General features: G+C 69.8%; 19 protein-coding genes and 1 pseudogene. 16 read left to right on the top strand and 4 right to left on the bottom strand.

The annotated features are described in order from the left end of the window. Nucleotides 1–71: 71 nt before the first annotated feature. Together ACLGIH_RS15920 and ACLGIH_RS15915 are read left to right on the top strand one after the other, a co-directional pair. A complete protein-coding gene (locus tag ACLGIH_RS15920) occupies nucleotides 72–227 on the top strand; it encodes a hypothetical protein (RefSeq protein ID WP_416529573.1) in 156 nt (51 codons plus the stop codon). 109 nt (nucleotides 228–336) lie between these two features. Continuing rightward, nucleotides 337–690 (top strand): DUF4333 domain-containing protein, encoded by a 354-nt coding sequence (locus ACLGIH_RS15915; protein ID WP_416525905.1) that lies wholly within the window; start codon nucleotides 337–339, stop codon nucleotides 688–690. Nucleotides 691–822: 132 nt separating this feature from the next. Here ACLGIH_RS15915 and ACLGIH_RS15910 read toward each other — a convergent pair whose 3' ends face one another. Further along, nucleotides 823–3105 (bottom strand): (Fe-S)-binding protein, encoded by a 2283-nt coding sequence (locus ACLGIH_RS15910; RefSeq protein WP_416525904.1) that lies wholly within the window; start codon nucleotides 3103–3105, stop codon nucleotides 823–825. 243 nt (nucleotides 3106–3348) lie between these two features. Here ACLGIH_RS15910 and ACLGIH_RS15905 point away from each other — a divergent pair, with 243 nt between their 5' ends. From ACLGIH_RS15905 to ACLGIH_RS15870, 8 genes and pseudogenes are all read left to right on the top strand, one after another. Then, nucleotides 3349–4713 (top strand): MraY family glycosyltransferase, encoded by a 1365-nt coding sequence (locus tag ACLGIH_RS15905; RefSeq protein WP_416525903.1) that lies wholly within the window; start codon nucleotides 3349–3351, stop codon nucleotides 4711–4713. A 94-nt stretch (nucleotides 4714–4807) separates the two neighbouring features. Further along, entirely contained in the window at nucleotides 4808–6658 is a 1851-nt protein-coding gene (gene dnaK, locus ACLGIH_RS15900) for a molecular chaperone DnaK (RefSeq protein WP_416525902.1), read from the top strand. Beyond that, nucleotides 6655–7329 carry a nucleotide exchange factor GrpE gene (grpE, locus tag ACLGIH_RS15895; protein WP_416525901.1) on the top strand — a complete coding sequence of 225 codons (675 nt, stop codon included), beginning with the start codon at nucleotides 6655–6657 and terminating at the stop codon, nucleotides 7327–7329. Before dnaK ends, grpE begins: the two co-directional genes overlap by 4 nt. Nucleotides 7330–7362: 33 nt before the next feature. Next, complete coding sequence (gene dnaJ / locus ACLGIH_RS15890; protein WP_416525900.1) at nucleotides 7363–8553, top strand: molecular chaperone DnaJ; 1191 nt, start codon at nucleotides 7363–7365, stop codon at nucleotides 8551–8553. A gap of 5 nt (nucleotides 8554–8558) precedes the next feature. Further along, the gene (locus tag ACLGIH_RS15885; RefSeq protein WP_416525899.1) at nucleotides 8559–9008 is read left to right on the top strand and encodes a heat shock protein transcriptional repressor HspR; all 450 of its coding nucleotides are present in this window, start codon (nucleotides 8559–8561) and stop codon (nucleotides 9006–9008) included. Nucleotides 9009–9304: 296 nt separating this feature from the next. Next, a pseudogene (gene lxmJ, locus ACLGIH_RS15880) lies at nucleotides 9305–9751 on the top strand (F420-dependent peptide dehydroalanine reductase LxmJ); the annotation flags it as partial. Between the two features lie 193 nt (nucleotides 9752–9944). Beyond that, nucleotides 9945–11054 (top strand): sugar ABC transporter substrate-binding protein, encoded by a 1110-nt coding sequence (locus ACLGIH_RS15875; protein ID WP_416525898.1) that lies wholly within the window; start codon nucleotides 9945–9947, stop codon nucleotides 11052–11054. 141 nt (nucleotides 11055–11195) lie between these two features. Next, nucleotides 11196–12236 carry a helix-turn-helix transcriptional regulator gene (locus tag ACLGIH_RS15870; RefSeq protein WP_416525897.1) on the top strand — a complete coding sequence of 347 codons (1041 nt, stop codon included), beginning with the start codon at nucleotides 11196–11198 and terminating at the stop codon, nucleotides 12234–12236. Here the strand turns inward: ACLGIH_RS15870 and ACLGIH_RS15865 are convergent. Further along, complete coding sequence (locus ACLGIH_RS15865; protein WP_416525896.1) at nucleotides 12199–13176, bottom strand: helix-turn-helix transcriptional regulator; 978 nt, start codon at nucleotides 13174–13176, stop codon at nucleotides 12199–12201. The genes ACLGIH_RS15870 and ACLGIH_RS15865 overlap by 38 nt on opposite strands. Next, a complete protein-coding gene (locus ACLGIH_RS15860; RefSeq protein ID WP_416525895.1) occupies nucleotides 13173–14183 on the bottom strand; it encodes a helix-turn-helix transcriptional regulator in 1011 nt (336 codons plus the stop codon). The genes ACLGIH_RS15865 and ACLGIH_RS15860 overlap by 4 nt, the downstream gene beginning before the upstream one ends. A 325-nt stretch (nucleotides 14184–14508) precedes the next feature. On the opposite strand from ACLGIH_RS15860, the gene ACLGIH_RS15855 reads away from it, so the two are divergent. From ACLGIH_RS15855 to ACLGIH_RS15840, 4 genes are all read left to right on the top strand, one after another. Then, a complete protein-coding gene (locus ACLGIH_RS15855; RefSeq protein WP_416525894.1) occupies nucleotides 14509–14844 on the top strand; it encodes a hypothetical protein in 336 nt (111 codons plus the stop codon). Between the two features lie 262 nt (nucleotides 14845–15106). Next, nucleotides 15107–17719, top strand: a complete 2613-nt coding sequence (gene clpB, locus ACLGIH_RS15850; protein ID WP_416525893.1) for an ATP-dependent chaperone ClpB — start codon at nucleotides 15107–15109, stop codon at nucleotides 17717–17719. Nucleotides 17720–18172: 453 nt separating this feature from the next. After that, nucleotides 18173–18706: a YbjN domain-containing protein gene (locus ACLGIH_RS15845; protein WP_416525892.1), complete on the top strand. Its 534-nt coding sequence runs from the start codon at nucleotides 18173–18175 to the stop codon at nucleotides 18704–18706. 411 nt (nucleotides 18707–19117) lie between these two features. Continuing rightward, nucleotides 19118–19369 carry a hypothetical protein gene (locus ACLGIH_RS15840; protein ID WP_416525891.1) on the top strand — a complete coding sequence of 84 codons (252 nt, stop codon included), beginning with the start codon at nucleotides 19118–19120 and terminating at the stop codon, nucleotides 19367–19369. Between the two features lie 781 nt (nucleotides 19370–20150). On the opposite strand, the gene ACLGIH_RS15835 is transcribed toward ACLGIH_RS15840, so the two are convergent. Beyond that, complete coding sequence (locus ACLGIH_RS15835) at nucleotides 20151–21362, bottom strand: helix-turn-helix transcriptional regulator (RefSeq protein WP_416525890.1); 1212 nt, start codon at nucleotides 21360–21362, stop codon at nucleotides 20151–20153. Between the two features lie 280 nt (nucleotides 21363–21642). On the opposite strand from ACLGIH_RS15835, the gene ACLGIH_RS15830 reads away from it, so the two are divergent. Together ACLGIH_RS15830 and ACLGIH_RS15825 are read left to right on the top strand one after the other, a co-directional pair. Beyond that, complete coding sequence (locus ACLGIH_RS15830) at nucleotides 21643–21849, top strand: hypothetical protein (RefSeq protein WP_416525889.1); 207 nt, start codon at nucleotides 21643–21645, stop codon at nucleotides 21847–21849. Between the two features lie 224 nt (nucleotides 21850–22073). Then, nucleotides 22074–22211: a hypothetical protein gene (locus ACLGIH_RS15825; RefSeq protein ID WP_189985180.1), complete on the top strand. Its 138-nt coding sequence runs from the start codon at nucleotides 22074–22076 to the stop codon at nucleotides 22209–22211. The last annotated feature ends 1 nt before the right edge of the window (nucleotide 22212 follow it).

Genomic DNA, 22212 nt, shown 5'->3' with positions numbered 1-22212 from the left:
GACACCACCCCCCGGGCCATGCGTTCGACAGGGGGAGAAAGTCATGCCAACTCCGAAGGCCGGGCACCCCATTGCGGGGCCACCAAAACGGTAATGGGGGGGACAGCGGCCGACTCGAAGCGACGGAGACGTTCCGCTTCGACGGCGCGGAGCTGCGCGACCCGCTGCGGAACGCCGTCCTGGAGTCCGGCTGGGCCTGGCGCGGAGTGGTCTTCGGCAAGCTGTGAGCAGGCGGTGGGGGGAACGTGGGCGCGGCCTCGGCCGGCGCCGGCAGGCTTCCCGTGCCGACTATGCTGCCGGCGTCTCTCCGCCCTGATCATCCGAAGGGAGCCGGCCATGTCCGCCACCCGTCGGCCAGCGGCAGCCCGGAGCCTCGCGACCCTGGCCGTCGGCGCGCTGCTCGCAGGCTGCTCGGCCTCGGCCACGGTGGGCGGTTCGGAGCCGAAACTGTCCTCCGAGAAGCTCGCCGACACGGTTGCCCAGAAGCTCGCGGACACCACCGGCCGGCCTGAGCCGGACATCACCTGTCCCGAGGACCTCGCCGGAAAGGTCGGGACCACCACCCGTTGCACGCTCACCGCGGACGACGGCAGCACCCTGGGTGTGACGGTCACCGTCTCCTCGGTCGAGGGCGACCGGATCGAATTCGACATCAAGGCCGACGAGACGGCGTCACCGGCCGCGCCCTGACGCTCGCCGGGTCACCGGCCATCAACCGCCCGGACCGAGCGGCGGATACGCCGACGCCCTCACGCCCGCGTACGGGCATGAGGGCGTCGGTACGCCGATACGGCCTGATGGGCTACTCGACCATGGCCATGGCTACTTCACCGGCTCGGGTTCCGGCTCGTTCTCCGATTCCGGGTCGCCCGTCGGGTCGGCCGGGGTCTTGACGGAGTCCAGCAGGAGCTGGGCGACGTCGACGACCTGGATGGACTCCTTGGCCTTGCCGTCGTTCTTCTTGCCGTTGACCGAGTCCGTGAGCATGACCAGGCAGAACGGGCAGGCGGTCGAGACGATGTCCGGGTTGAGGGAGAGGGCCTCGTCGACGCGCTCGTTGTTGATGCGCTTGCCGATCCGCTCCTCCATCCACATCCGGGCGCCGCCCGCGCCGCAGCAGAAGCCGCGTTCCTTGTGGCGGTGCATCTCCTCGTTGCGGATGCCGGGGACGCTGGCGATGATCTCGCGCGGGGGCGTGTAGATCTTGTTGTGGCGGCCCAGGTAGCAGGGGTCGTGGTAGGTGATGATGCCCTCGACCGGGGTGACCGGGGTCAGCTTGCCCTCGTCGACCAGGTGCTGGAGCAGCTGGGTGTGGTGGATGACCTCGTAGTCGCCGCCGAGCTGCGGGTACTCGTTGCCGAGGGTGTTGAGGCAGTGCGGGCAGGTGGCGACGATCTTCTTCGCCGACTTGGGCCTGCGGGACTCCTCGGTGACCTTGCCGTCGTCGTCCATCTCCTCGCCGAAGGCGGCGTTGAGGGACATGACGTTCTCCATGCCCAGTTCCTGGAACAGCGGCTCGTTGCCCAGGCGGCGGGCGGAGTCGCCGGTGCACTTCTCGTCGCCGCCCATGATCGCGAACTTGACGCCCGCCATGTGGAGGAGTTCGGCGAAGGCCTTGGTGGTCTTCTTGGCGCGGTCCTCGAGGGCGCCGGCGCAGCCGACCCAGTACAGGTACTCGACCTCGGACAGGTCCTCGATGTCCTTGCCGACGACCGGGACCTCGAAGTCGACCTCCTTGGTCCACTCCAGGCGCTGCTTCTTCGCCAGGCCCCAGGGGTTGCCCTTCTTCTCCAGGTTCTTGAGCATCGTGCCCGCCTCGGACGGGAACGAGGACTCGATCATCACCTGGTAGCGGCGCATGTCGACGATGTGGTCGACGTGCTCGATGTCCACCGGGCACTGCTCGACACAGGCGCCGCAGGTGGTGCAGGACCACAGGACGTCCGGGTCGATGACGCCGTTGTCCTCCAGCGTGCCGACCAGCGGGCGCTCGGCCTCGGCGAGCGCCGACGCGGGCACGCCCGCGAGCTGCTCCTCGGACGCCTTCTCCTCGCCCTCCATCGTCTTGCCGCCGCCGGCCAGCAGGTACGGCGCCTTGGCGTGCGCGTGGTCGCGCAGCGACATGATCAGCAGCTTCGGGGAGAGCGGCTTGCCCGTGTTCCAGGCCGGGCACTGCGACTGGCAGCGGCCGCACTCGGTGCAGGTGGAGAAGTCCAGCAGGCCCTTCCAGGAGAACTGCTCGACCTGGGAGACACCGAAGACGTCGTCCTCGCCGGGGTCGGTGAAGTCGATCGGCTTGCCGCCGCTCGTCATCGGCAGCAGCGCGCCGAGCGCCGTCTCGCCGTCGGCCTTGCGCTTGAACCAGATGTTCGGGAAGGCGAGGAAGCGGTGCCAGGCCACACCCATGTTGGTGTTGAGGCTGACCGTGATCATCCAGACCATGGTCGTGCCCAGCTTGATCATCGCGAAGAAGTAGACGAGGTTCTGCAGCGTCCCGACCGACAGGCCCTCGAACGCCAGCACCAGCGGGTACGAGGCGAAGTACGCGGCCTCGTAGCCCTCCACGTGGTGCAGCGCGCCCTCCAGGCCGCGCAGCACGTAGATCGCCAGGCCGATGGTGAGGATGACGTACTCGACGAAGTACGCCTGGCCCATCTTCGAGCCGGTGAAGCGGGACTTGCGGCCCGGACGCGTCGGCAGGCTCAGCAGCCGGATGACGATCAGCGCCAGGATGCCGAGCGTCGTCATCGCGCTGATGAACTCGATGTACATCTCGTACGGCAGGAAGCCGCCCAGCACCGGCAGCACCCAGTCGGCCTGGAACAGCTGGCCGTACGCCGTGATGATCGTCGGCGGCAGCGTCAGGAAGCCGATCGCCACGAACCAGTGGGCGATGCCGACGATGCCCCACCGGTTCATGCGGGTGTGGCCGAGGAACTCCCGTACCAGGGTCACGCTGCGCTGGTAGGGGTTGTCGGTACGGGTGCCGGCGGGTACGGGCTGGCCCAGTTTGAAGTACCGGACGAACTGACCGATGGCGCGCGCGAGCAGCGCCACGCCGACCACGGTCAGCACCAGCGACACGATGATCGCGGCGAGTTGCATGGGGGCTCCTCGGGCCTGCGAGATCTGATTACTAAGCGGTAACTTATGCAGTCCGTTCGAGACTACCCGCATCTTCTGCCGCACTGTAGCCAGGGCCGCGGTGATCTGCGTCGCTGAGGCAACCCTGACCGCGGGGGTGTCGAGCGAGGCCGGTGGCGCGGGCCGGGTGGCGGGCCTGGATCAGGTGCGGGGTTCGGGCGTGCCGTTCATAGCAAATCGTGATATTCGCCCTATTTTAGGGCAGTGCTCTACGGGATCGTCGCCGCCACCGCCTCGCTTCTCCTCGCCACCCTGCTCACCGCGCTGCTGCGGACGCCGGCCCTGCGCCTGGGGGTCGTCGACCGACGCCGGACGCGACAGCGGCCCGTGCCGCTGCTGGGCGGGCTGGCCGTCGTGCTCGTGACCGGGCTGGTCGTCGGGGTCGTGCACGGCACCGGCGTCGTGCCGCTCGGCTCGGGGGTGGCCGAGCTGGCCGTCGCCGGGGGCGCCGTCGGGGCGCTCGGGCTGGCCGCCGACCTGTGGCGGGTGCGGCGGCGCTGGCTCGTCGCCGGTACGGCCGTCGCGGCGGTGTGCGTCGTGCCGTACGAGGAGACGGGCGTCGTCACCGGGGTGCTGGCGGCGGGCTGGATCGCGGGCGTCGCCGTCGCCTTCCGCGGGCTCGATCACGCCGACGGGCTGGCCGGCACGGTGGGCGTCGTCACCGCGTTCGGGGCCGGCGCCTGCGCGGCGGCGGAGGTGATGGACGGGCTTGCCGTGCTGCTCAGCGTGCTCGCCGCCGCGCTGACCGGGTTCCTGCTGCACAACTGGCACCCCGCGCGGATCGGGCTCGGGGCGTGCGGGTCGCTGTTCACGGGGTTCGTGCTGGCCGCGGCGGCCGTGTTCACCCGCGCGGGGCGCGATCCGGGGGCCGGCGCCGGTGTGCTGTTCGCGCTCACCGCCCTCGCCGTCGCCGACGTCGCCCTCGTCGTCCTGTCCCGCCGCTCGGCCGGGCGGCCCCTGCTGCGGAGCGGGGTCGATCACCTGGCCCACCGGCTGCGGGGGCTCGGTTTCACCGCGCGGGGCGCGGTGGTGCTGCTGGGCACCGGGACGTTCGCCGGGGTGCTCGTCGGGGTACTGGTGCACACCGGCTGGGCGGGAGCGTCGGCCGTACTGTGGGTGGCCGGCGGATCGGCGGTGACCGTGCTGGTGCTGCTGCGGACCCGGGCCGGCGAAACGGAGCCCCGCGGACGCCTGGGCCCGGGGACGGGCGGACGAAGGTGCGCCGAGCCGGGCGGGCCGGGAGGTGCCGAGCCGGGCGGGCGGAGAGGCGCCGAGCCGGGCGAGCCGGGCGGGCCGGGAGGCGCCGAGCCGGGCGGGCGGAGAGGCGCCGAGCCGGGCGAGCCGGGCGGGCCGGGAGGTGCCGAGCCGGGCGGGCGGAGAGGCGTCGAGCCGGGCGGGCGGCTCGCGGGCGAGTCTCGAAGGCGCCTGGAGGCCGGGCCGAGTGCCGCCCGGCGGCCTCCCGAACGCACCCCGCGTCACCCTCCTACGGCGGCGAATTTTCCGGTTCGTCAGGCCCGTGGATCCGTGAATTCGCAGGTCAGAGCGCCATTGCGTGTAAGGAACGGATAAGAGTTGAGCCAGCCCGACTCAGCTCTGTTGACCCGATCGAGGCCGTCGTGCACACTTGAGCCTGTTCCACTCAAGTCAGCTGGAGGAATCAACCATGGCACGTGCGGTCGGCATCGACCTGGGCACGACTAACTCCGTCGTCAGCGTTCTGGAGGGCGGCGAGCCCACCGTCATCACCAACGCCGAGGGCGCCAGGACCACGCCGTCCGTCGTCGCCTTCGCCAAGAACGGCGAAGTCCTCGTGGGTGAGGTGGCCAAGCGCCAGGCGGTCACCAACGTGGACCGCACCATCCGGTCGGTCAAGCGCCACATGGGCACCGACTGGAAGATCAACCTCGACGGCAAGGACTTCAACCCGCAGCAGATCTCGGCGTTCATCCTGCAGAAGCTGAAGCGGGACGCCGAGGCCTACCTGGGCGAGAAGGTCACCGACGCGGTCATCACCGTCCCGGCGTACTTCAACGACGCCGAGCGCCAGGCCACCAAGGAGGCCGGCGAGATCGCGGGCCTGAACGTGCTCCGCATCGTCAACGAGCCCACCGCGGCCGCGCTGGCGTACGGCCTGGAGAAGGAGGACCAGACCATCCTGGTCTTCGACCTCGGTGGCGGTACGTTCGACGTCTCGCTGCTGGAGATCGGCGACGGCGTGGTCGAGGTGAAGGCCACCAACGGTGACAACCACCTCGGTGGTGACGACTGGGACCAGCGCGTCGTCGACTACCTGGTCAAGCAGTTCCAGTCCGGCCACGGCGTGGACCTGTCCAAGGACAAGATGGCCCTCCAGCGCCTCCGCGAGGCCGCCGAGAAGGCCAAGATCGAGCTGTCCTCGTCCACCGAGACCTCGATCAACTTGCCCTACATCACCGCGTCCGCCGAGGGCCCGCTGCACCTGGACGAGAAGCTCACCCGCGCCCAGTTCCAGCAGCTCACCAGCGACCTGCTCGAGCGCTGCAAGATCCCGTTCCACAACGTGATCAAGGACGCCGGCATCCAGCTGAGCGAGATCGACCACGTCGTCCTCGTCGGCGGCTCGACCCGTATGCCGGCCGTCGCCGAGCTGGTCAAGGAGCTGACCGGCGGCAAGGAGGCCAACAAGGGCGTCAACCCGGACGAGGTCGTCGCCGTCGGCGCCTCGCTCCAGGCCGGTGTCCTCAAGGGCGAGGTCAAGGACGTCCTGCTGCTCGACGTCACCCCGCTGTCCCTCGGCATCGAGACCAAGGGCGGCATCATGACCAAGCTGATCGAGCGCAACACCACGATCCCGACCAAGCGCTCGGAGATCTTCACCACGGCCGAGGACAACCAGCCGTCGGTGCAGATCCAGGTCTACCAGGGCGAGCGCGAGATCGCGGCCTACAACAAGAAGCTCGGCATGTTCGAGCTGACCGGTCTGCCCCCGGCGCCGCGCGGCGTCCCGCAGATCGAGGTCTCCTTCGACATCGACGCCAACGGCATCATGCACGTCACGGCGAAGGACCTCGGCACCGGCAAGGAGCAGAAGATGACCGTCACCGGCGGCTCCTCGCTGCCGAAGGACGAGGTCGACCGGATGCGCCAGGAGGCCGAGAAGTACGCGGAGGAGGACCACGCCCGCCGCGAGGCCGCCGAGACCCGCAACCAGGGCGAGCAGCTCGTCTACCAGACCGAGAAGTTCCTCAAGGACAACGAGGACAAGGTCCCGGGCGAGGTCAAGACCGAGGTCGAGGAAGCCGTCAGCGAGCTGAAGGAGAAGCTCAAGGGCGAGGACACGGCCGAGATCCGCACCGCCACGGAGAAGGTCGCGGCCGTCTCGCAGAAGCTGGGCCAGGCGATGTACGCCGACGCCCAGTCCGCGCAGGCCGCCGGCGGGCCCGAGGGTGCCACCGCCGGTGGCGCCAAGGCCGCCGACGACGACGTGGTGGACGCCGAGATCGTGGACGACGAGCGCAAGGACGGTGCCGCGTGACGGAGGAGACCCCGGGTTTTGACGAGAAGCCCGACGTCCCCTCCGGCGCCGACCACCCCGACGACGCCGAGCCGAAGGCCGCCGCCCCCTCCTCGGAGGCGGGGGCGGCCCCGGCCGGGGACGCGAGCCAGGACGCGGGCCTGGTGGCCCAGCTGGACCAGGTGCGCACCGCGCTGAGCGAGCGCACCGCGGACCTCCAGCGGCTCCAGGCCGAGTACCAGAACTACCGCCGCCGGGTCGAGCGGGACCGGGCCGCGGTCAAGGAGGTCGCCGTCGCGAACCTCCTGACCGAGCTGCTCCCGGTGCTCGACGACATCGGCCGCGCACGGGAACACGGCGAGCTGGTCGGCGGGTTCAAGTCCGTCGCCGAGTCGCTGGAGACGGTCGCGGCCAAGATGGGGCTCCAGCAGTTCGGCAAGGAGGGCGAGCCCTTCGACCCGACGATCCACGAGGCCCTGATGCACTCCTACGCCCCGGACGTCACCGAGACGACGTGCGTGGCGATTCTGCAGCCCGGGTACCGGATCGGCGAGCGCACCATCCGCCCCGCGCGGGTGGCCGTGGCCGAGCCGCAGCCGGGTGCGCAGACGGTCAAGCCGGCCGAGGAGGGCGGCGAGACAGAGGCGGAGTCCGCGGAGAACAAGGAGAGCGGTGGCCCGGACGAGGGCTGAGCTTGAATCGATGAGAGAGGAGGGACGTCGGGGATGAGCACCAAGGACTTCATCGAGAAGGACTACTACAAGGTCCTCGGCGTCCCCAAGGACGCCACCGAGGCCGAGATCAAGAAGGCGTACCGGAAGCTCGCCCGCGAGTACCACCCGGACGCCAACAAGGGCAACGCCAGGGCCGAGGAGCGCTTCAAGGAGATCTCCGAGGCGAACGACGTCCTCGGCGACCCCAAGAAGCGCAAGGAGTACGACGAAGCCCGCGCCCTCTTCGGCAACGGCGGCTTCCGCCCCGGGCCCGGGGCGGGCGGCGGCTCCTTCAACTTCGACCTGAGCGACCTCTTCGGAGGCGGCGCCCAGGGCGGCGGCCAGGGTGCCGGCGGCTTCGGCGGCGGACTCGGTGACGTCTTCGGGGGACTGTTCAACCGCGGCGGTGCGGGTGCGGGTGCGGGCACCCGGACCCAGCCCCGGCGCGGCCAGGACATCGAGTCCGAGGTCACCCTGAGCTTCACGGAGGCCATCGAGGGCGCCACGGTGCCGCTGAGGATGTCCTCCCAGCAGCCCTGCAAGGCCTGTTCCGGCACCGGCGACAAGAACGGCACGCCCCGGGTGTGCCCGACCTGCGTCGGCACCGGCCAGGTGGCGCGGGGCTCCGGCGGTGGCTTCTCGCTGACCGACCCCTGCCCGGACTGCAAGGGCCGCGGCCTGATGGCGGAGCACCCCTGCGAGGTCTGCAAGGGTTCCGGACGCGCCAAGTCCTCGCGGACGATGCAGGTCCGCATCCCGGCCGGGGTGTCGGACGGCCAGCGCATCCGGCTGCGCGGCAAGGGCGCGCCCGGCGAGCGGGGCGGTCCGGCGGGCGACCTGTACGTGGTGGTGCACGTCAAGGACCACCCCGTCTTCGGCCGCAAGGGCGACAACCTCACCGTCACCGTCCCGGTCACCTATCCCGAGGCGGCGCTCGGCGGCGAGGTCCGGGTCCCGACCCTGGGCGGGCCGCCGGTCACGCTGAAGCTGCCCGCGGGCACGCCCAACGGGCGGACCATGCGGGCCCGGGGCAAGGGTGCGGTCCGCAAGGACGGCACCCGCGGCGATCTGCTGGTCACCGTCGAGGTGAGTGTTCCGAAGGACCTGACGGGGAAGGCTCGTGACGCGCTCGAGGCGTATCGCGAGGCGACCGCGGGCGAGGATCCGCGGGCGGAGCTGTTCCAGGCCGCGAAGGGAGCTTGATGGAGATGGACGGCCGTCGACGCAATCCGTATGAACTGACCGAGGACACCCCGGTCTACGTCATCTCGGTGGCGGCCCAGCTCTCCGGCCTGCACCCGCAGACCCTGCGCCAGTACGACCGTCTGGGCCTGGTGTCGCCGGACCGCACCGCCGGCCGGGGCCGCCGCTACTCGGCCCGCGACATCGAACTGCTCCGCCAGGTGCAGCAGTTGTCGCAGGACGAGGGCATCAACCTGGCCGGCATCAAGCGCATCATCGAACTGGAGAACCAGGTCGCCGCGCTCCAGTCCCGCATCGCCGAGCTGCAGGACGCGCTCGACGGCGCGGCCACGGCGATGCGCCAGCGGGAGGCGGCGGTGCACGCGTCGTACCGCCGTGACCTGGTGCCGTACCAGGAGGTCCAGCAGACCAGCGCGCTGGTGGTGTGGCGCCCGAAGCGGCAGCAGTCGGACTGACGCCGGCTCGGTGAAGGGGCCCGGAGGTTCGCAGGAGCCTCCGGGCCCCTTCGCGTGCGCGTCCGCACCGGGCTGACAGCAAGTGCCGTGCCGCGGTGCAGGATCCTGACAGCGTTCCGTCTTCAGGTGGCGCCCCGTCGCTGGCAGAGTCGTGGCATGGAAACAGGGGGAACACGCAGAAATCGCGCATCGGCACCGTCGTCAGGAGGGGCTATCCGGCGCTCGCGCTGTCCCTGCTGGTCGCGCTGCCGGTGAGCACGGTGGTGACCGCCCCGGGCGGGCCGTCGGTGCGTGTGTCGGGGATGACCCCGCCGTCCTACCTCCGCGACACCCTCGTGCCCCGGTTGACCGCCGGTGCCGCCGAGGCGGGCCGCGCCGCCCGCCCGCGCATCGCGACCGCCGTCCACGTGGCCGTCCGCCGCCCCGGCCGCGACCCGCGCCGCCTGGCCGAGGCCGCCGCGGGCGCCCACCTGCGCGCCCCGCACTACGCGGCCATGCTGCGCCGCGCCGGCGTGGACCTCGACGGCCCCGACCCGGCCGCGGCACTCCTGCGCGCCGACGTCGTCGTCACCGGCACCCCGGAGGAGATCGCCGGCGCCCTCGCCGGCTACCGGGCCGCGGGCGTCGACGAACTCCTCCTCAACCCCACCGCCACCCTCCTCACCGAGGGCGTCCACGCGGCGGTCGACGACCTGGAGGAGATCACCGCGGCCCTGGGAGCCGCTCGCGCACGCGATGTGTGAGCGGCGTGTGCGCACGCATCCGGCAGATCCCCGCGGGCCGTTCGCAGATTTCTCGTGAGTTCAGCGGAACGTACTGTTCCCATCTCGTTAAGTGGTTCCCCTTGACGCCGGTGGCGGGTGACGCGTTGGCTTTTCAGTCACATGGGCCGCACTGCTGTGCCCACGTCCGAAACGCACCTGAAGTGAGCCCTGCATGCGTCGTATCGCCATATCCGTGGCCGCCACCTCCGTGTCCGTCATGCTCGCCGGCTGCGGCGCGCTCAACGCGACGGGCAGCAGTGACGACGCGAGCCCGACGAAGGGCAACGACATCACCGTAGGACTGCTCCTCCCGGAGAAGGCCAACACGCGCTACGAGCAGTTCGACTACCCCATCTTCAAGGAGAAGGTCGCCGACCTCACCGACGACCGGGGCAAGGTCGAGTACGCCAACGCCGAGGCGAGCGCGCAGCGGCAGTCCGACCAGATGCAGCAGATGATCGACGACCAGGTCGACGTGATCGTGCTGGACGCGGTCGACTCGCACGCCATCGCGGACAGCGTGCGGAAGGCCAAGGACGCGGGCATCCCCGTCATCGCCTACGACCGGCTGGCCGAGGGGCCGATCGACGCCTACATCTCCTTCGACAACGAACTGATCGGCGAGGTCCAGGGCCGCTCCCTGCTGGAGGCGCTCGGCGAGGAACTGGACAGCTCCGACAAGATCGTGATGATGAACGGCTCGCCCACCGACCCGAACGCCAAGCAGTTCAAGGCGGGCGCGCTGTCGCAGCTTCAGGGCAAGGTGACCATCGCCGCGTCCTACGACACCAAGGACTGGAAGCCGGAGAACGCCCAGGCGAACATGACCAAGGCGATCGCGTCGATCGGCAAGGACAACGTCGCCGCCGTCTACGCGGCCAACGACGGCATGGCCGGCGGTGTCATCAAGGCGCTGAAGGCGGCGGGCGTCACCGACCTGCCGCCCATCACCGGCCAGGACGCGGAACTGGCGGGCGTGCAGCGGATCGTCAGCGGCGCGCAGTACATGAGCGTGTACAAGTCCTACCCGCAGGAGGCCGAGAACGCCGCGGAGCTGGCAGTGGCCCGGGTCCAGGGCAAGGACATCCAGTTCGACGCGCTCGCCCGCGACAAGGTCGACAGCCCCACCCACAAGGGCATTCCCGCGCAGCTGGTCCCCGTCGTCGCCCTGACGCAGGACAACATCGAGGACACCGTCGTCGCGGACGGCATCCACAAGGTTTCCGACATCTGTACGGCCGAGTACGCCGCGGCGTGCGCGGAGATCGGGCTGAAGGGCTGAAGCAGCCGTTTCCGCCCGGGCATACCGGTGTCATCCGGTGTTTTCCGGCGGCCACCGCCCCGAGAGCCGTGTTGCGGACCCGGTCCCGGCCGCGCATAGTTGCGCTGCGGAACGAGGCGGAAACCGGGGGTGAGATGGGCGATGGCCGGGCCCGGGACGGACGAGCATCCACACGGCGCTGACCGACTGTGCGAGGCCGGGGACCGGGTGTATTCCCGGGCCGTCCGGCGGGGGCGCGTGCCGCGCCGGGACGCCGAGCCGGTGCCGTGCCTGCTGGAGCTGGCCCTGCTGCACCCCGACCCGGACGACATGGACTGGCTGGTGCCCACCTCCCCGCAGGAGGTGATGACCCGGCTGCTGCGCGGGGTGTACGACGAGGTCAGCGCCAGCCAGCGGCGGGTGGGCTCGGCCGTGGCCGCCTTCGAGTGGTACGCCGGGCTGGGCCGTCAGGTGCGGCCGTCCCCGGCAGCGGCCGAGGGCGGCGCGGCGATCCGCGTCCTGGACGGACTGGCCCGGATCCAGGCCGCGATGGACGAGGCGACCCAGGCGTGCACGACGGAGGTGCTCACCGTGCAGCCCGGCGGCATCCGCCGCGAGCACGAGCTGTCGGAGGGACTGCACCGGGCGCTGGCACTGCGCGGGCGCGGGGTGCGGATGCGGGACCTGTACACGCACGTGGCGCGGCACGGCCAGGGGCTGCTCAACTACCTGGAGCTGATGGGCGACGCGGTGGAGGCGCGCACGCTGGACGAGGTGATCGACCGCCTCATCCTCTTCGACCGCACCGTCGCCTTCATCCCCGCCAACTCCGACCGCACGATGGCGCTCGAACTGCGCCACCCCGCGCTGATCGCGTACCTGGCCACGGTCTTCGAACGCCTGTGGCGCCTCGCGATCCCCCTGACCGCACCGCTGCCCGACACCGGTATCGAGGGCATCTCGCACCGCGAGCGGTCCATCGCGGCGCTGCTGGCGGAGGGCCACCAGGACGCGGTGATCGCGGAGCGGCTCGGCATCAGCGTACGCACGGCCCGGGCGCACATCGCCCGCCTGTCGGACACTTTGGGCGCGGCCAGCCGCACCCAGCTGGGCGTCCGCATCGCCCAGGCCGGTCTGGACGGCCCGACCCCCACGTCCGCGTCCGTCAGGGTTCCCGGTCAAGGATCCCCGACCGCCCGATGAGATACCCGAGCTGAGCCCGGCTCTCACTGCCGAGGGTGGCGGCGAGCTTGGCGATGTGCACCCGCGCGGTACGGACGTTCATGCCGAGGCGGTCGGCGATGACGGCGTCGGTGTGCCCCTCGATCAGCAGCGCGGCGATGGCGCGTTGGCGCGGTGTGACGCCGTTGAGGGTGGGCTGCTGGACGGCGTGCGGGTGCATGGGGGTGGCCAGGCGCCAGAGGCGGTCGAAGGTGGTGGCGAAGAACTCCACGAGGGCCGGGTGACGGACCTCCAGGGCGAGGGACCGGTCGGTGTTGGCGGGGATGAAGGCGACGGTGCGATCGATGACGATGAGCCGCTCGGTGACCTCGTCGAGGGTGCGCGCCTCGACGTCGCCCCGGAGTTGTTCGTAGCGGGCGGCGATCGGCAGCGCGTGGCGCAGTGTGTGCTGGTACAGGGCCCGGATCCGGCCGCCTCGGTCCAGCAGGGCCTGGTCTCGCCTCAGCGCGGCCTCGTAGAAGTGGGTCGTGGTGGGCGCGTAGCTGTTGTGCGGCTGGATGGCGAGTACCTCACTGGCCTCGGCCATGGCGTCGTCGATGACCTGTCCGATGCGTTCCTTGTGGCTGTGGACGGTGATCAAAGGCGTCAGTTGCGAGGCGTCGTGCCCGCTCACCCGCATCAGGGGCTCGAAGCTCTCGGCCAGTTGCTCGGTGCGTCTGCGTTCGGCTGCGATGCGGTCCTCGGAGGTACGGAGCAGCCGGTGCAGAACGACGGCCGGGGCGACGGGCTCGAGCCCGTTCGTGTCATCCAGGACGGGCCGCAGGAACCCGAACGCCTCCAGGCAGGGCACCGACTCGGCCGATGAAGCGTGCACTCGTCCTTCGCGCAGGGCGCGGGCGTAGAGGCTGAGGCCCGCTTCGCACAGTTCCTCGGCTCCGTGGCCGTGCACCTTCCCGGTCACGGGTGACCGTCTCCTCCACTGCCGCGGCGCCCCTGCTCGAGAATCCCCGACTGCGCGATGAGGTAGCCGAGCTGGGCCCGGCTACCGCTGCCGAGAGCCTGCGCCAGCTTGGCTATGTGGGCGCGACACGTGCGCACGTTCATGCCCAGGCGCCGGGCGATGGCCTCGTCGACGTGACCCTCCACCAGGAGCTTGGCGATGGAGTGCTGGATGTCGGTGATGCCGTCGGGGGCGGTCTCGTAGGGGGCGCCGGCGGTGAGCGGTACCGCGCGGCTCCAGATGAACTCGAAGACCTTGACCAGGTAGCGGACGAGACCTGGATGCCGGATCTCCAGGGCGACCTGTCGGTCCTCCCGGATCGGAATGAAGGCGACGGTCTCGTCGCAGATGATGAGGCGTTCGACCAGTTCGTCGATGGTGCGGTACTCGGCCTTGCCGTTGGGGAACTGGTCCACATAGGCGAGACGTTCGGGGCTGTAGCGGGCCGTGTGCTGGTAGAGGGTCCGGATGCGCACGCCCCGCTCGATCAGGGTCCTGTCGCGCTCCAGCGCCTCGACGAGCCTGCGCTCGGGGTGGCGCGCGCTCGGCTGGACGGTGAGCATCTCGGCAAGGCACTGGTCCGTGGCCAGGTCGAGGGCCGCGTTGATGCGATCGAGCCCCTCCAGCACGGTGATCGAGTGGGGCTGGGCGGCGCCCTGTGCGCTGAGGGCCATGAACGGTTCGAACGCCTCGGTCAGTTCGATCGAGGTGCGTCTGCGTTCGGAGATCTCGCGCTCGATCGGATTCAGCCGCCGCGCGAGGGCGACCGAAGGGGGCACCGGACGCAGCCAGTTCGCGTCGTCGGGGTCGGGGTGAAGGAGCGCGAACTCCATCAGGCACGGGGCGGGCTCCGCGTCGGCGCGGGCGATACGTCCAGTGCGCAGCGCGTTCGCGTAGAGGCGCCCGCCCTCCTCGCACAGTTCAGTGATGGCGTGGGGATGTATCGTCTTAGCCCGATTTGTTGTCAAATCTCCACCCCCCAGGGTCCTGAACGTGCAGGAACATGATGCACCGATTCTGTGGCCACCACGTGCCTGAATGAGCCATCGTCTTATCCGACGGGGGATCGAGGGGACCTTCAAGTGAGGACGAAGCCGACTATGCCTAAGAGAATGCTTCGCTCGGTGCTTGTCGCCGCCTTCTCCGCCGTTGTGGCCTTCGGAACACTGAGTGGCCTCTCCGTCGAGAAGGGTGACGCTCGAGCGAACAGCGGATCGTCAGTGACGGTGGTCTCCGCCGGCCCTGCCGACGTGGGCGGAGTGGTCAGCACGAACGACAGTGCGTGGTCCTGACATGACGACTCCACCCGACGACCGCTCCTTCCGCCGCGAAATGGCCACCGCCTACCGCTCCGGCTGGCACTTCATCGACCTGGTCACCGCCATCCCCCACAGCGGTGACTCGCTGATGGTGACCGTGTTCGGCGAGCCGGTCGTCGTCACGCGGGACGACGACGGAGACGTACGGGCGTACCGGTGCCTGCGCCGGCCCCGGGGTGCTCCGCAGCCCGTGCGGTGTGCCATCCGGTACGGAATGATCTTTGTGAACCTGGACCAGCGGGACCACCGGCTCGCGCAGCCGGACGCTCCCGCACCGAGGACCATCTCAGCCACCCCCCGCAGTGCCTGACGCGATTCCCCCGTCGTAACAGATCGCTCAGGTGCTTCCCCCGCAGCGGCGTCACCGTGACCTGAACACGGTGACGCCGCTGCAGTTTTTCGGGGGACATTTCCTGGCATCGACCGGCTCCGGGCCTGGCCGGAACCAACCGATCCTCCGTCCCGAGTCCAGTGCGTCCGCACGGGCATCCCGTTTTGTCCTTGAGTGGAATAGACTCAACTTTGTGTACGTTGTCTGAGTCAGCACTGGACGCTAGGAGGAGAAGCCGAACGTGGACGCCGAGCTGACCAACCGGAGCCGGGACGCGATCAACGCGGCCAGCAACCGGGCCGTGACCGAGGGGCACCCCGACCTCACCCCCGCCCACCTGCTTCTGGCTCTGCTCCAGGGACAAGGCCGACAGCAAGATAACGAGAACATCACCGACCTGCTGGCCGCCGTCGAGGCCGACCTCGCCGCCGTGCGCTCCGGCGCCGAGCGCATCCTCGCCGGGCTGCCCAGCGTGACCGGGTCCACCGTCGCGCCCCCGCAGCCCAACCGCGAGATGCTGGCCGTCGTCGCCGACGCCCAGGCCCGGGCCAAGGAGCTGGGCGACGAGTACCTCTCCACCGAGCACCTCCTCATCGGCATCGCCGCCAAGGGCGGAGCCGCCGGTGAGGTCCTCCAGGGCCAGGGCGCCGACGCCGGGAAGCTGCAGGCCGCCTTCCAGAAGGCCCGCGGCGGGCGCCGGGTGACCACGGCCGACCCCGAGGGGCAGTACAAGGCCCTGGAGAAGTTCGGCACCGACCTCACCGCCGCCGCCCGGGAGGGCAAGCTCGACCCGGTCATCGGGCGGGACCAGGAGATCCGGCGGGTCGTGCAGGTGCTCAGCCGCCGGACCAAGAACAACCCCGTCCTGATCGGCGAGCCCGGCGTCGGCAAGACCGCCGTCGTCGAGGGGCTCGCCCAGCGGATCGTGAAGGGGGACGTGCCCGAGTCCCTCCGCGACAAGCGCCTCGTCGCGCTCGACCTCGGGGCCATGGTGGCCGGCGCCAAGTACCGCGGCGAGTTCGAGGAGCGGCTGAAGACCGTCCTCGCCGAGATCAAGGACTCCGACGGCCGGATCATCACCTTCATCGACGAGCTGCACACCGTCGTCGGCGCCGGAGCCGGCGGCGACTCCGCCATGGACGCCGGGAACATGCTCAAGCCCATGCTCGCCCGCGGTGAGCTGCGCATGGTCGGCGCCACGACCCTCGACGAGTACCGGGAGCGGATCGAGAAGGACCCGGCGCTGGAGCGGCGGTTCCAGCAGGTGCTGGTCGCCGAGCCGACCGTCGAGGACTCCATCGCCATCCTGCGCGGGCTCAAGGGACGGTACGAGGCCCACCACAAGGTGCAGATCGCCGACAGCGCGCTGGTGGCCGCCGCGACCCTGTCCGACCGCTACATCACCTCCCGCTTCCTGCCCGACAAGGCCATCGACCTGGTCGACGAGGCCGCCTCCCGGCTGCGCATGGAGATCGACTCCTCGCCCGTCGAGATCGACGAGCTGCAGCGCGCCGTCGACCGGCTGAAGATGGAGGAGCTGGCCATCGGCAAGGAGACCGACCAGGCCTCCCTGGAACGGCTGGAGAAGCTGCGCCGCGACCTCGCCGACAAGGAGGAGGAGCTGCGGGGCCTCACCGCCCGCTGGGAGAAGGAGAAGCAGTCCCTCAACCGCGTCGGTGAGCTGAAGGAGAAGCTCGACGAACTGCGCGGGCAGGCCGAACGCGCCCAGCGCGACGGCGACTTCGACACCGCCTCCAAGCTGCTCTACGGCGAGATCCCGGCCGTCGAGCGGGACCTGGAGGCCGCCTCCGAGGCCGAGGAGGAGGTCGCCGGGGACACCATGGTCAAGGAGGAGGTCGGCTCCGACGACATCGCGGACGTCGTCGCCTCCTGGACCGGCATCCCGGCCGGCCGGCTGCTGGAGGGGGAGACGCAGAAGCTGCTGCGCATGGAGGACGAGCTGGGCAGGCGGCTGATCGGGCAGACGGAGGCGGTGCGGGCCGTGTCCGACGCCGTGCGCCGCAGCCGCGCCGGGGTCGCCGACCCCGACCGCCCCACCGGATCCTTCCTCTTCCTCGGGCCCACCGGCGTCGGCAAGACCGAGCTGGCCAAGGCGCTCGCCGACTTCCTGTTCGACGACGAGCGGGCGATGGTCCGCATCGACATGTCGGAGTACAGCGAGAAGCACAGCGTCGCCCGGCTGGTCGGCGCCCCGCCCGGCTACGTCGGGTACGAGGAGGGCGGCCAGCTGACGGAGGCGGTGCGCAGGCGGCCGTACAGCGTCGTGCTGCTCGACGAGGTCGAGAAGGCGCACCCCGAGGTCTTCGACATCCTGCTCCAGGTGCTGGACGACGGGCGGCTCACCGACGGACAGGGCCGGACGGTCGACTTCCGCAACACCATCCTGGTGCTCACCTCCAACCTGGGCAGCCAGTACCTGGTCGACCCGGTCACCAGTGAGCAGGAGAAGAAGGAGCAGGTCCTGGAGGTGGTCCGGGCCTCCTTCAAGCCGGAGTTCCTCAACCGGCTGGACGACCTGGTGGTCTTCTCCGCCCTGACCAAGGACGAGCTGAGCCGGATCGCCCGGCTCCAGATCGACCGCCTGGCCCGCCGCCTGTCCGAGCGCCGGCTGACCCTGGAGGTCACCGACGAGGCGCTGGCCTGGCTGGCCCACGAGGGCAACGACCCGGCCTACGGCGCCCGCCCGCTGCGCCGCCTCGTCCAGACCGCCATCGGCGACCGCCTCGCCAAGGAGATCCTCTCCGGCGAGATCAAGGACGGCGACACGGTCCGCGTCGACCGCTTCGGCGACGAGCTGATCGTGGGGCCCGCGGCACCGGAGAAGACGCTGTGAGCCCGGGAGCGCTCACCTTCACGGAGCGGGCCGCGGCATGGCCGGGCGGCCCGCCGTGCCGGCCCGCTTCCGGACAGAGACCGACGGGGACCGGGCAGGTCTCGGTGCGCGGAACGAGCACGTCCGGACAGGTGACCGGTTCCGGCCCCCGTCCGGCGGGTAGTCGGAGTCGGACAGGACGATGCCCACGAAGGCGACGAGGAAGGGCGACAGGACCAGCGAAGGCACCGTCACGACGGCCGCCACCAGCCACCGCCCGGTACGCCCCGGCGTCCTCCCCGGCGGCTGCGCCGCGCCGTTCCGTGCTCTCGCCGTGCCCCCTCCTCGGTTCCGCGGGCGTCCACCCGACCGGCCGGATCATGTCAGCTCAGGGCTGACAGCGCACCGGCAGGCTTGCCACGCCCCTCCCCGCATGGGGGAGGATGGCGGGATCCGTACGAAGGGAAAATCACGGTGAGCATCGACCCGTCCTCGATTCCGAACTTCGGGGGCCAGCAGCCCGAGCCGCAGCCCCAAGGACCGGCGGGCCCCGTCGTCCCGGATCAGGACCTCGTGAAGCAGCTCCTCGACCAGATGGAGCTCAAGTACGTCGTCGACGACGAGGGCGACCTCGCGGCGCCGTGGGAGCAGTTCCGTACGTACTTCATGTTCCGTGGCGAGGGTGACCAGCAGGTCTTCTCGGTGCGGACGTTCTACGACCGGCCCCACAAGATCGACGAGAAGCCGCAGCTGCTCGAGTCCATCGACGACTGGAACCGCCGCACGCTGTGGCCCAAGCTCTACACCCACACCCACGACGACGGCACCGTCCGCCTGATCGGCGAGGCGCAGATGCTGATCGGCATGGGCGTGAGCCTGGAGCACTTCGTGTCCTCGACGGTCAGCTGGGTCCGCGCCGCCATCGAGTTCGACCGGTGGCTCGTGGAGCAGCTCGGCCTGGAGCAGGAGGTCAACGACGCGGAGAAGCCTCAGGACGGCGAGGAGTAGACCGCCCGGCGAGACGTAGTCCGCCTGACAGAGCGGCGTGCCGGCGAGTACGACCGGGTACGCGCCGTACGTGAAGGAGGGCCCGGCCGGGGCGCGGACCACCGAGGTGGCGTGCCGGGGCCGGGCTCTCGCCGTGCCGGCCGGCGGGGGAAGCGCCGCGCTCGTCCACAGCCTGTGGAAAACCCCGGGCCCCGTCGGCTCCGCCGGCTCGGCCGGTGGGCGCTCAGCCCGTGAGCCCCTTGAGGCGGCTCACCGCCTCCTCCAGCACACCGGTCCGCTTGCAGCCGGTGAAGACATGAGCACGGCGCTTAACGCACTCACTTGGTGAAGGGCAGACCCACAAGCGCCACGCTCCCTGTAGGGGCATCCCGCCCCGCAGGCCGGGTCTTCACCCGGATGCAAGGGGGTTCCGTGAGCGTTCCGACGTTCCGGCCGATGACCGTGCCGTTTTGGTTGCAGGCTGATCTATCCACGGCCATCAGCACGATTACTCGGCAGGTTGGCGAGACCGACCCGTTCCTGTCCGGGGAATTCCTGACGGCCCCGATGGAGGACATCAACGCCACGGCGATTCAGACGGACGAGCGAGTAAAGGCCAATATCGACAAGACTCGTCAGAACCACTACTCGCGGGACGGCATTGTCAGTTCGCGGATGGTCTGAACGCTTTTGCGGGGTCGGTGATCGGACTACCGGCCCCGCTCGCTGTCGAGAGGACACGCCTTATGGCATGGGAGACAAGCAACCGGCGCGAGCGGCTACCAGCCAATTGGGAGCGCATACGGGCCCGAGTGATTCGACGGGCGGGGGGTCGCTGTGAGGGGGTTCTACGGGATACGGGTCTGCGGTGCGAGGCAAAGGGCGCGGACGTTGACCACATCACCCCCGGCGATAACCGCGCCCTAGAGAATCTGCAATTGCTGTGCCGCTGGCATCACACGCAGTAGACACAGCGAGAGGCAGCAGCAGCGCGAGCAAACAAGAGGGTGGCCATTCGAAAGCCGAACCCCACCGGAACCCGTGATGAGCCGATGCCTGATCCTTGGTGACCTTGACGCGCTGCGCTTCACTGCGAATGCGGCTCGGATTTCACACTAGGTGACTGCGCTCAAGGTTACCGAAAGTCACCAAGAGGGTGGGGGATGACCCCGAATTGGGGCCTATTCCAACCGCAAGCGTATAGCAGGCCGACATGGCTACGGGTTTTGGAGTCGTCGAACTCCCCGCGCTCACAGCGCGTGATACCGGCACCATGCACGCACCACCCCGTGACGTTACGGGGCGCTCGACCCCGAGGGACCGGCCCCGCTGTGGGTTCGGACCGTCGGGGGTCTTTTGCGTTCTCGACACAGTGCATGATGGGCAGTCGGCAAGCACGCCGCGAGTGCGTACCAATGTCCGGATTCTCGTGCTCGCAGCCGGCCGTTTTCGCGGCTACTTTGCGTTACGCCGCTGCGTCGAGAACGGCCCTCACCTCGGGTACGTCGGCGTACTCCGCGAGCCGAGCCAGCACCACCCGCACCCGTTCCGCTGTCCGCTCGCTGGACACGTCGGCCGACAGCGAGATGACCCGTTCCGCAGTCGCCGCCGCTTCCTCGGGTTCGTTGGCGTCTGCGTAGGCCACAGCGAGCCACGAGAGGTAGAGGGCCATTTCGCGCGTGTGCGTAGCGTCGTATTTCCCGAGGACTTCCCGCAGCAAGGGGACGGCTCGGAGCGGTCGGCGTAGTTCGGTGTAGACGCGGGATTCCATGACGCGCAACTCCCCGGCGTCCACCCAATACAAGTAAGCCGGTGACTCGGTTTCCTCGCTGTCCTCGGCTATAGCCTCGCTGGCTTCCCCGAGGGCTCTCATTGCCTGCTGTGCGTTCTCGGCGCCGCCCGCTTTCGTGTGGGCCCATGCAACCCGGTCGAGGTACAGCGCACGGGCTTTCGGGGAAGCGTCTGGCCCGGCCCCGTCGAGAGCTGCGCGGGCAAGCGTGAGCCCTTCAACTTCCCTGCCAGTGTTGGTGAGTTGGTAGGCCAGCGATCCGGCAAGGTTCCCGGCTAGCGTCCGGTCCTCGGCTTGCGTCGCCGCGCTGAGACCGAGCCGGTAAATCCTCTCGGCTTCCTCGTGCTGTCCGGCATCGCTGGCAATCCATCCGGCAATCTGCGCCAACTCACCGATCTGGACGAGAAGCTGACGACCCGTCAGATCGGCGTAACTATGCTCTCGATACATTCGAACAGCTTTTCGAAGCTCTCGCAGTGCGGGCCGCATGAGATCCCCACCGGCTAGGAAGTCATCGGCAAGCCGTAGGCCGTGCACGCGCTGTTGCAGGTCGTCCACCTGCCTCATGCCGAGACGGCCGCCTGTACGGCCGCTCAGAGGCTCTAGCGGGTCCTCGGCGGGGAGGAAGTCGGCCAGCGTCGGCAAAGGCGGCGTTGCGGGCGTCTGTGGCTCTCCGAGGGCTTCCACGGGGACGGCCAGCGCAGCGGCCAGGAACGGCAACCATTCGCGCGGCGTGCGCTTCCCCCTCTCCCACCGGCTCACCTCTTGGCGGCCGACCGGCTCACCCTGGACACCAGCGGCCCGGCAGACCTCCCGCGCTAGCCGTGCCTGACTCCACCCGAGGCGTTCACGCTCTCGTCTGATGTTGGCCCCAACGCTGCTCCCCATGCGTCCAGTCTGGCCGACAGTTGGCATACAGGTGGCCGCTAGTGCGGACGTTGGCCCGGAGTGACGATCTTCCCGACCGAGACGAGGGGACGGCGACCATGGCGGGCCAGACCGAGCCGGGCACGGATGCGAGCAAGTCGGAGTACATGACCTACGCCCCGAGCGGCGAGACGTGCCCGGACTGCAACAAGCCGATCCGGAGCCTTGAGCCGGTGCGGCGCGGAATGCTGGCACGGGTCGGTGGTCCGCCCGCTGTGGTCTACCGGCACGCTTCCGGGAGGTGCCCGAGATGATCACGAGTAGCGACGTGGGAAAGCGGGTCAAGGACAGCGCTGGACGAGTCGGAATCCTGCGCGACGTGATCAAGGATTACGAGGACCCGGCCGACCCGCCGAACGAACGCCGAAAACGGAACACGGCTTTCATCTGGCCCGAGAACGGCGGTCGTGAATGGCTGGTCCCGCCCAGTCAAGTGGTGCGGCTCTAATGCGCTACGTCCGCCGATTCGGTTGGTCCGTGTTCGTATTCATCGTGGCCGCGCTGAGTACCGCGATACCCGTGATGGCTGCGACCGGACGCCTATAGACTCCGCCCCTTGCCGCCGCATGAGAGTTGAAGGCTCCCCTGTCTTTCATTCGATTTCCGGCAGAGGGCGGGAACTACCGCCGATGCGTAATTGCGTATCGGTTCGCTGAAACAGGAGGTACGGAAATGCGTGCTTGGTGGCTCACGATGGCCGACGGCGGCAACCCCCAGGACGACAGCGACAGCGGCAACAAGCACGGCGGGGGCGGCTCGGACGAGGGCGGCAACACGAACGACGGCCAGGGCCCGGCGGACGGCCGCTGAA

Origin of the sequence: Streptomyces hamibioticus, from assembly GCF_047946815.1 — a bacterium.
GTDB lineage: Bacteria > Actinomycetota > Actinomycetes > Streptomycetales > Streptomycetaceae > Streptomyces.
This window is presented reverse-complemented; position numbering and strand designations above follow the sequence as displayed.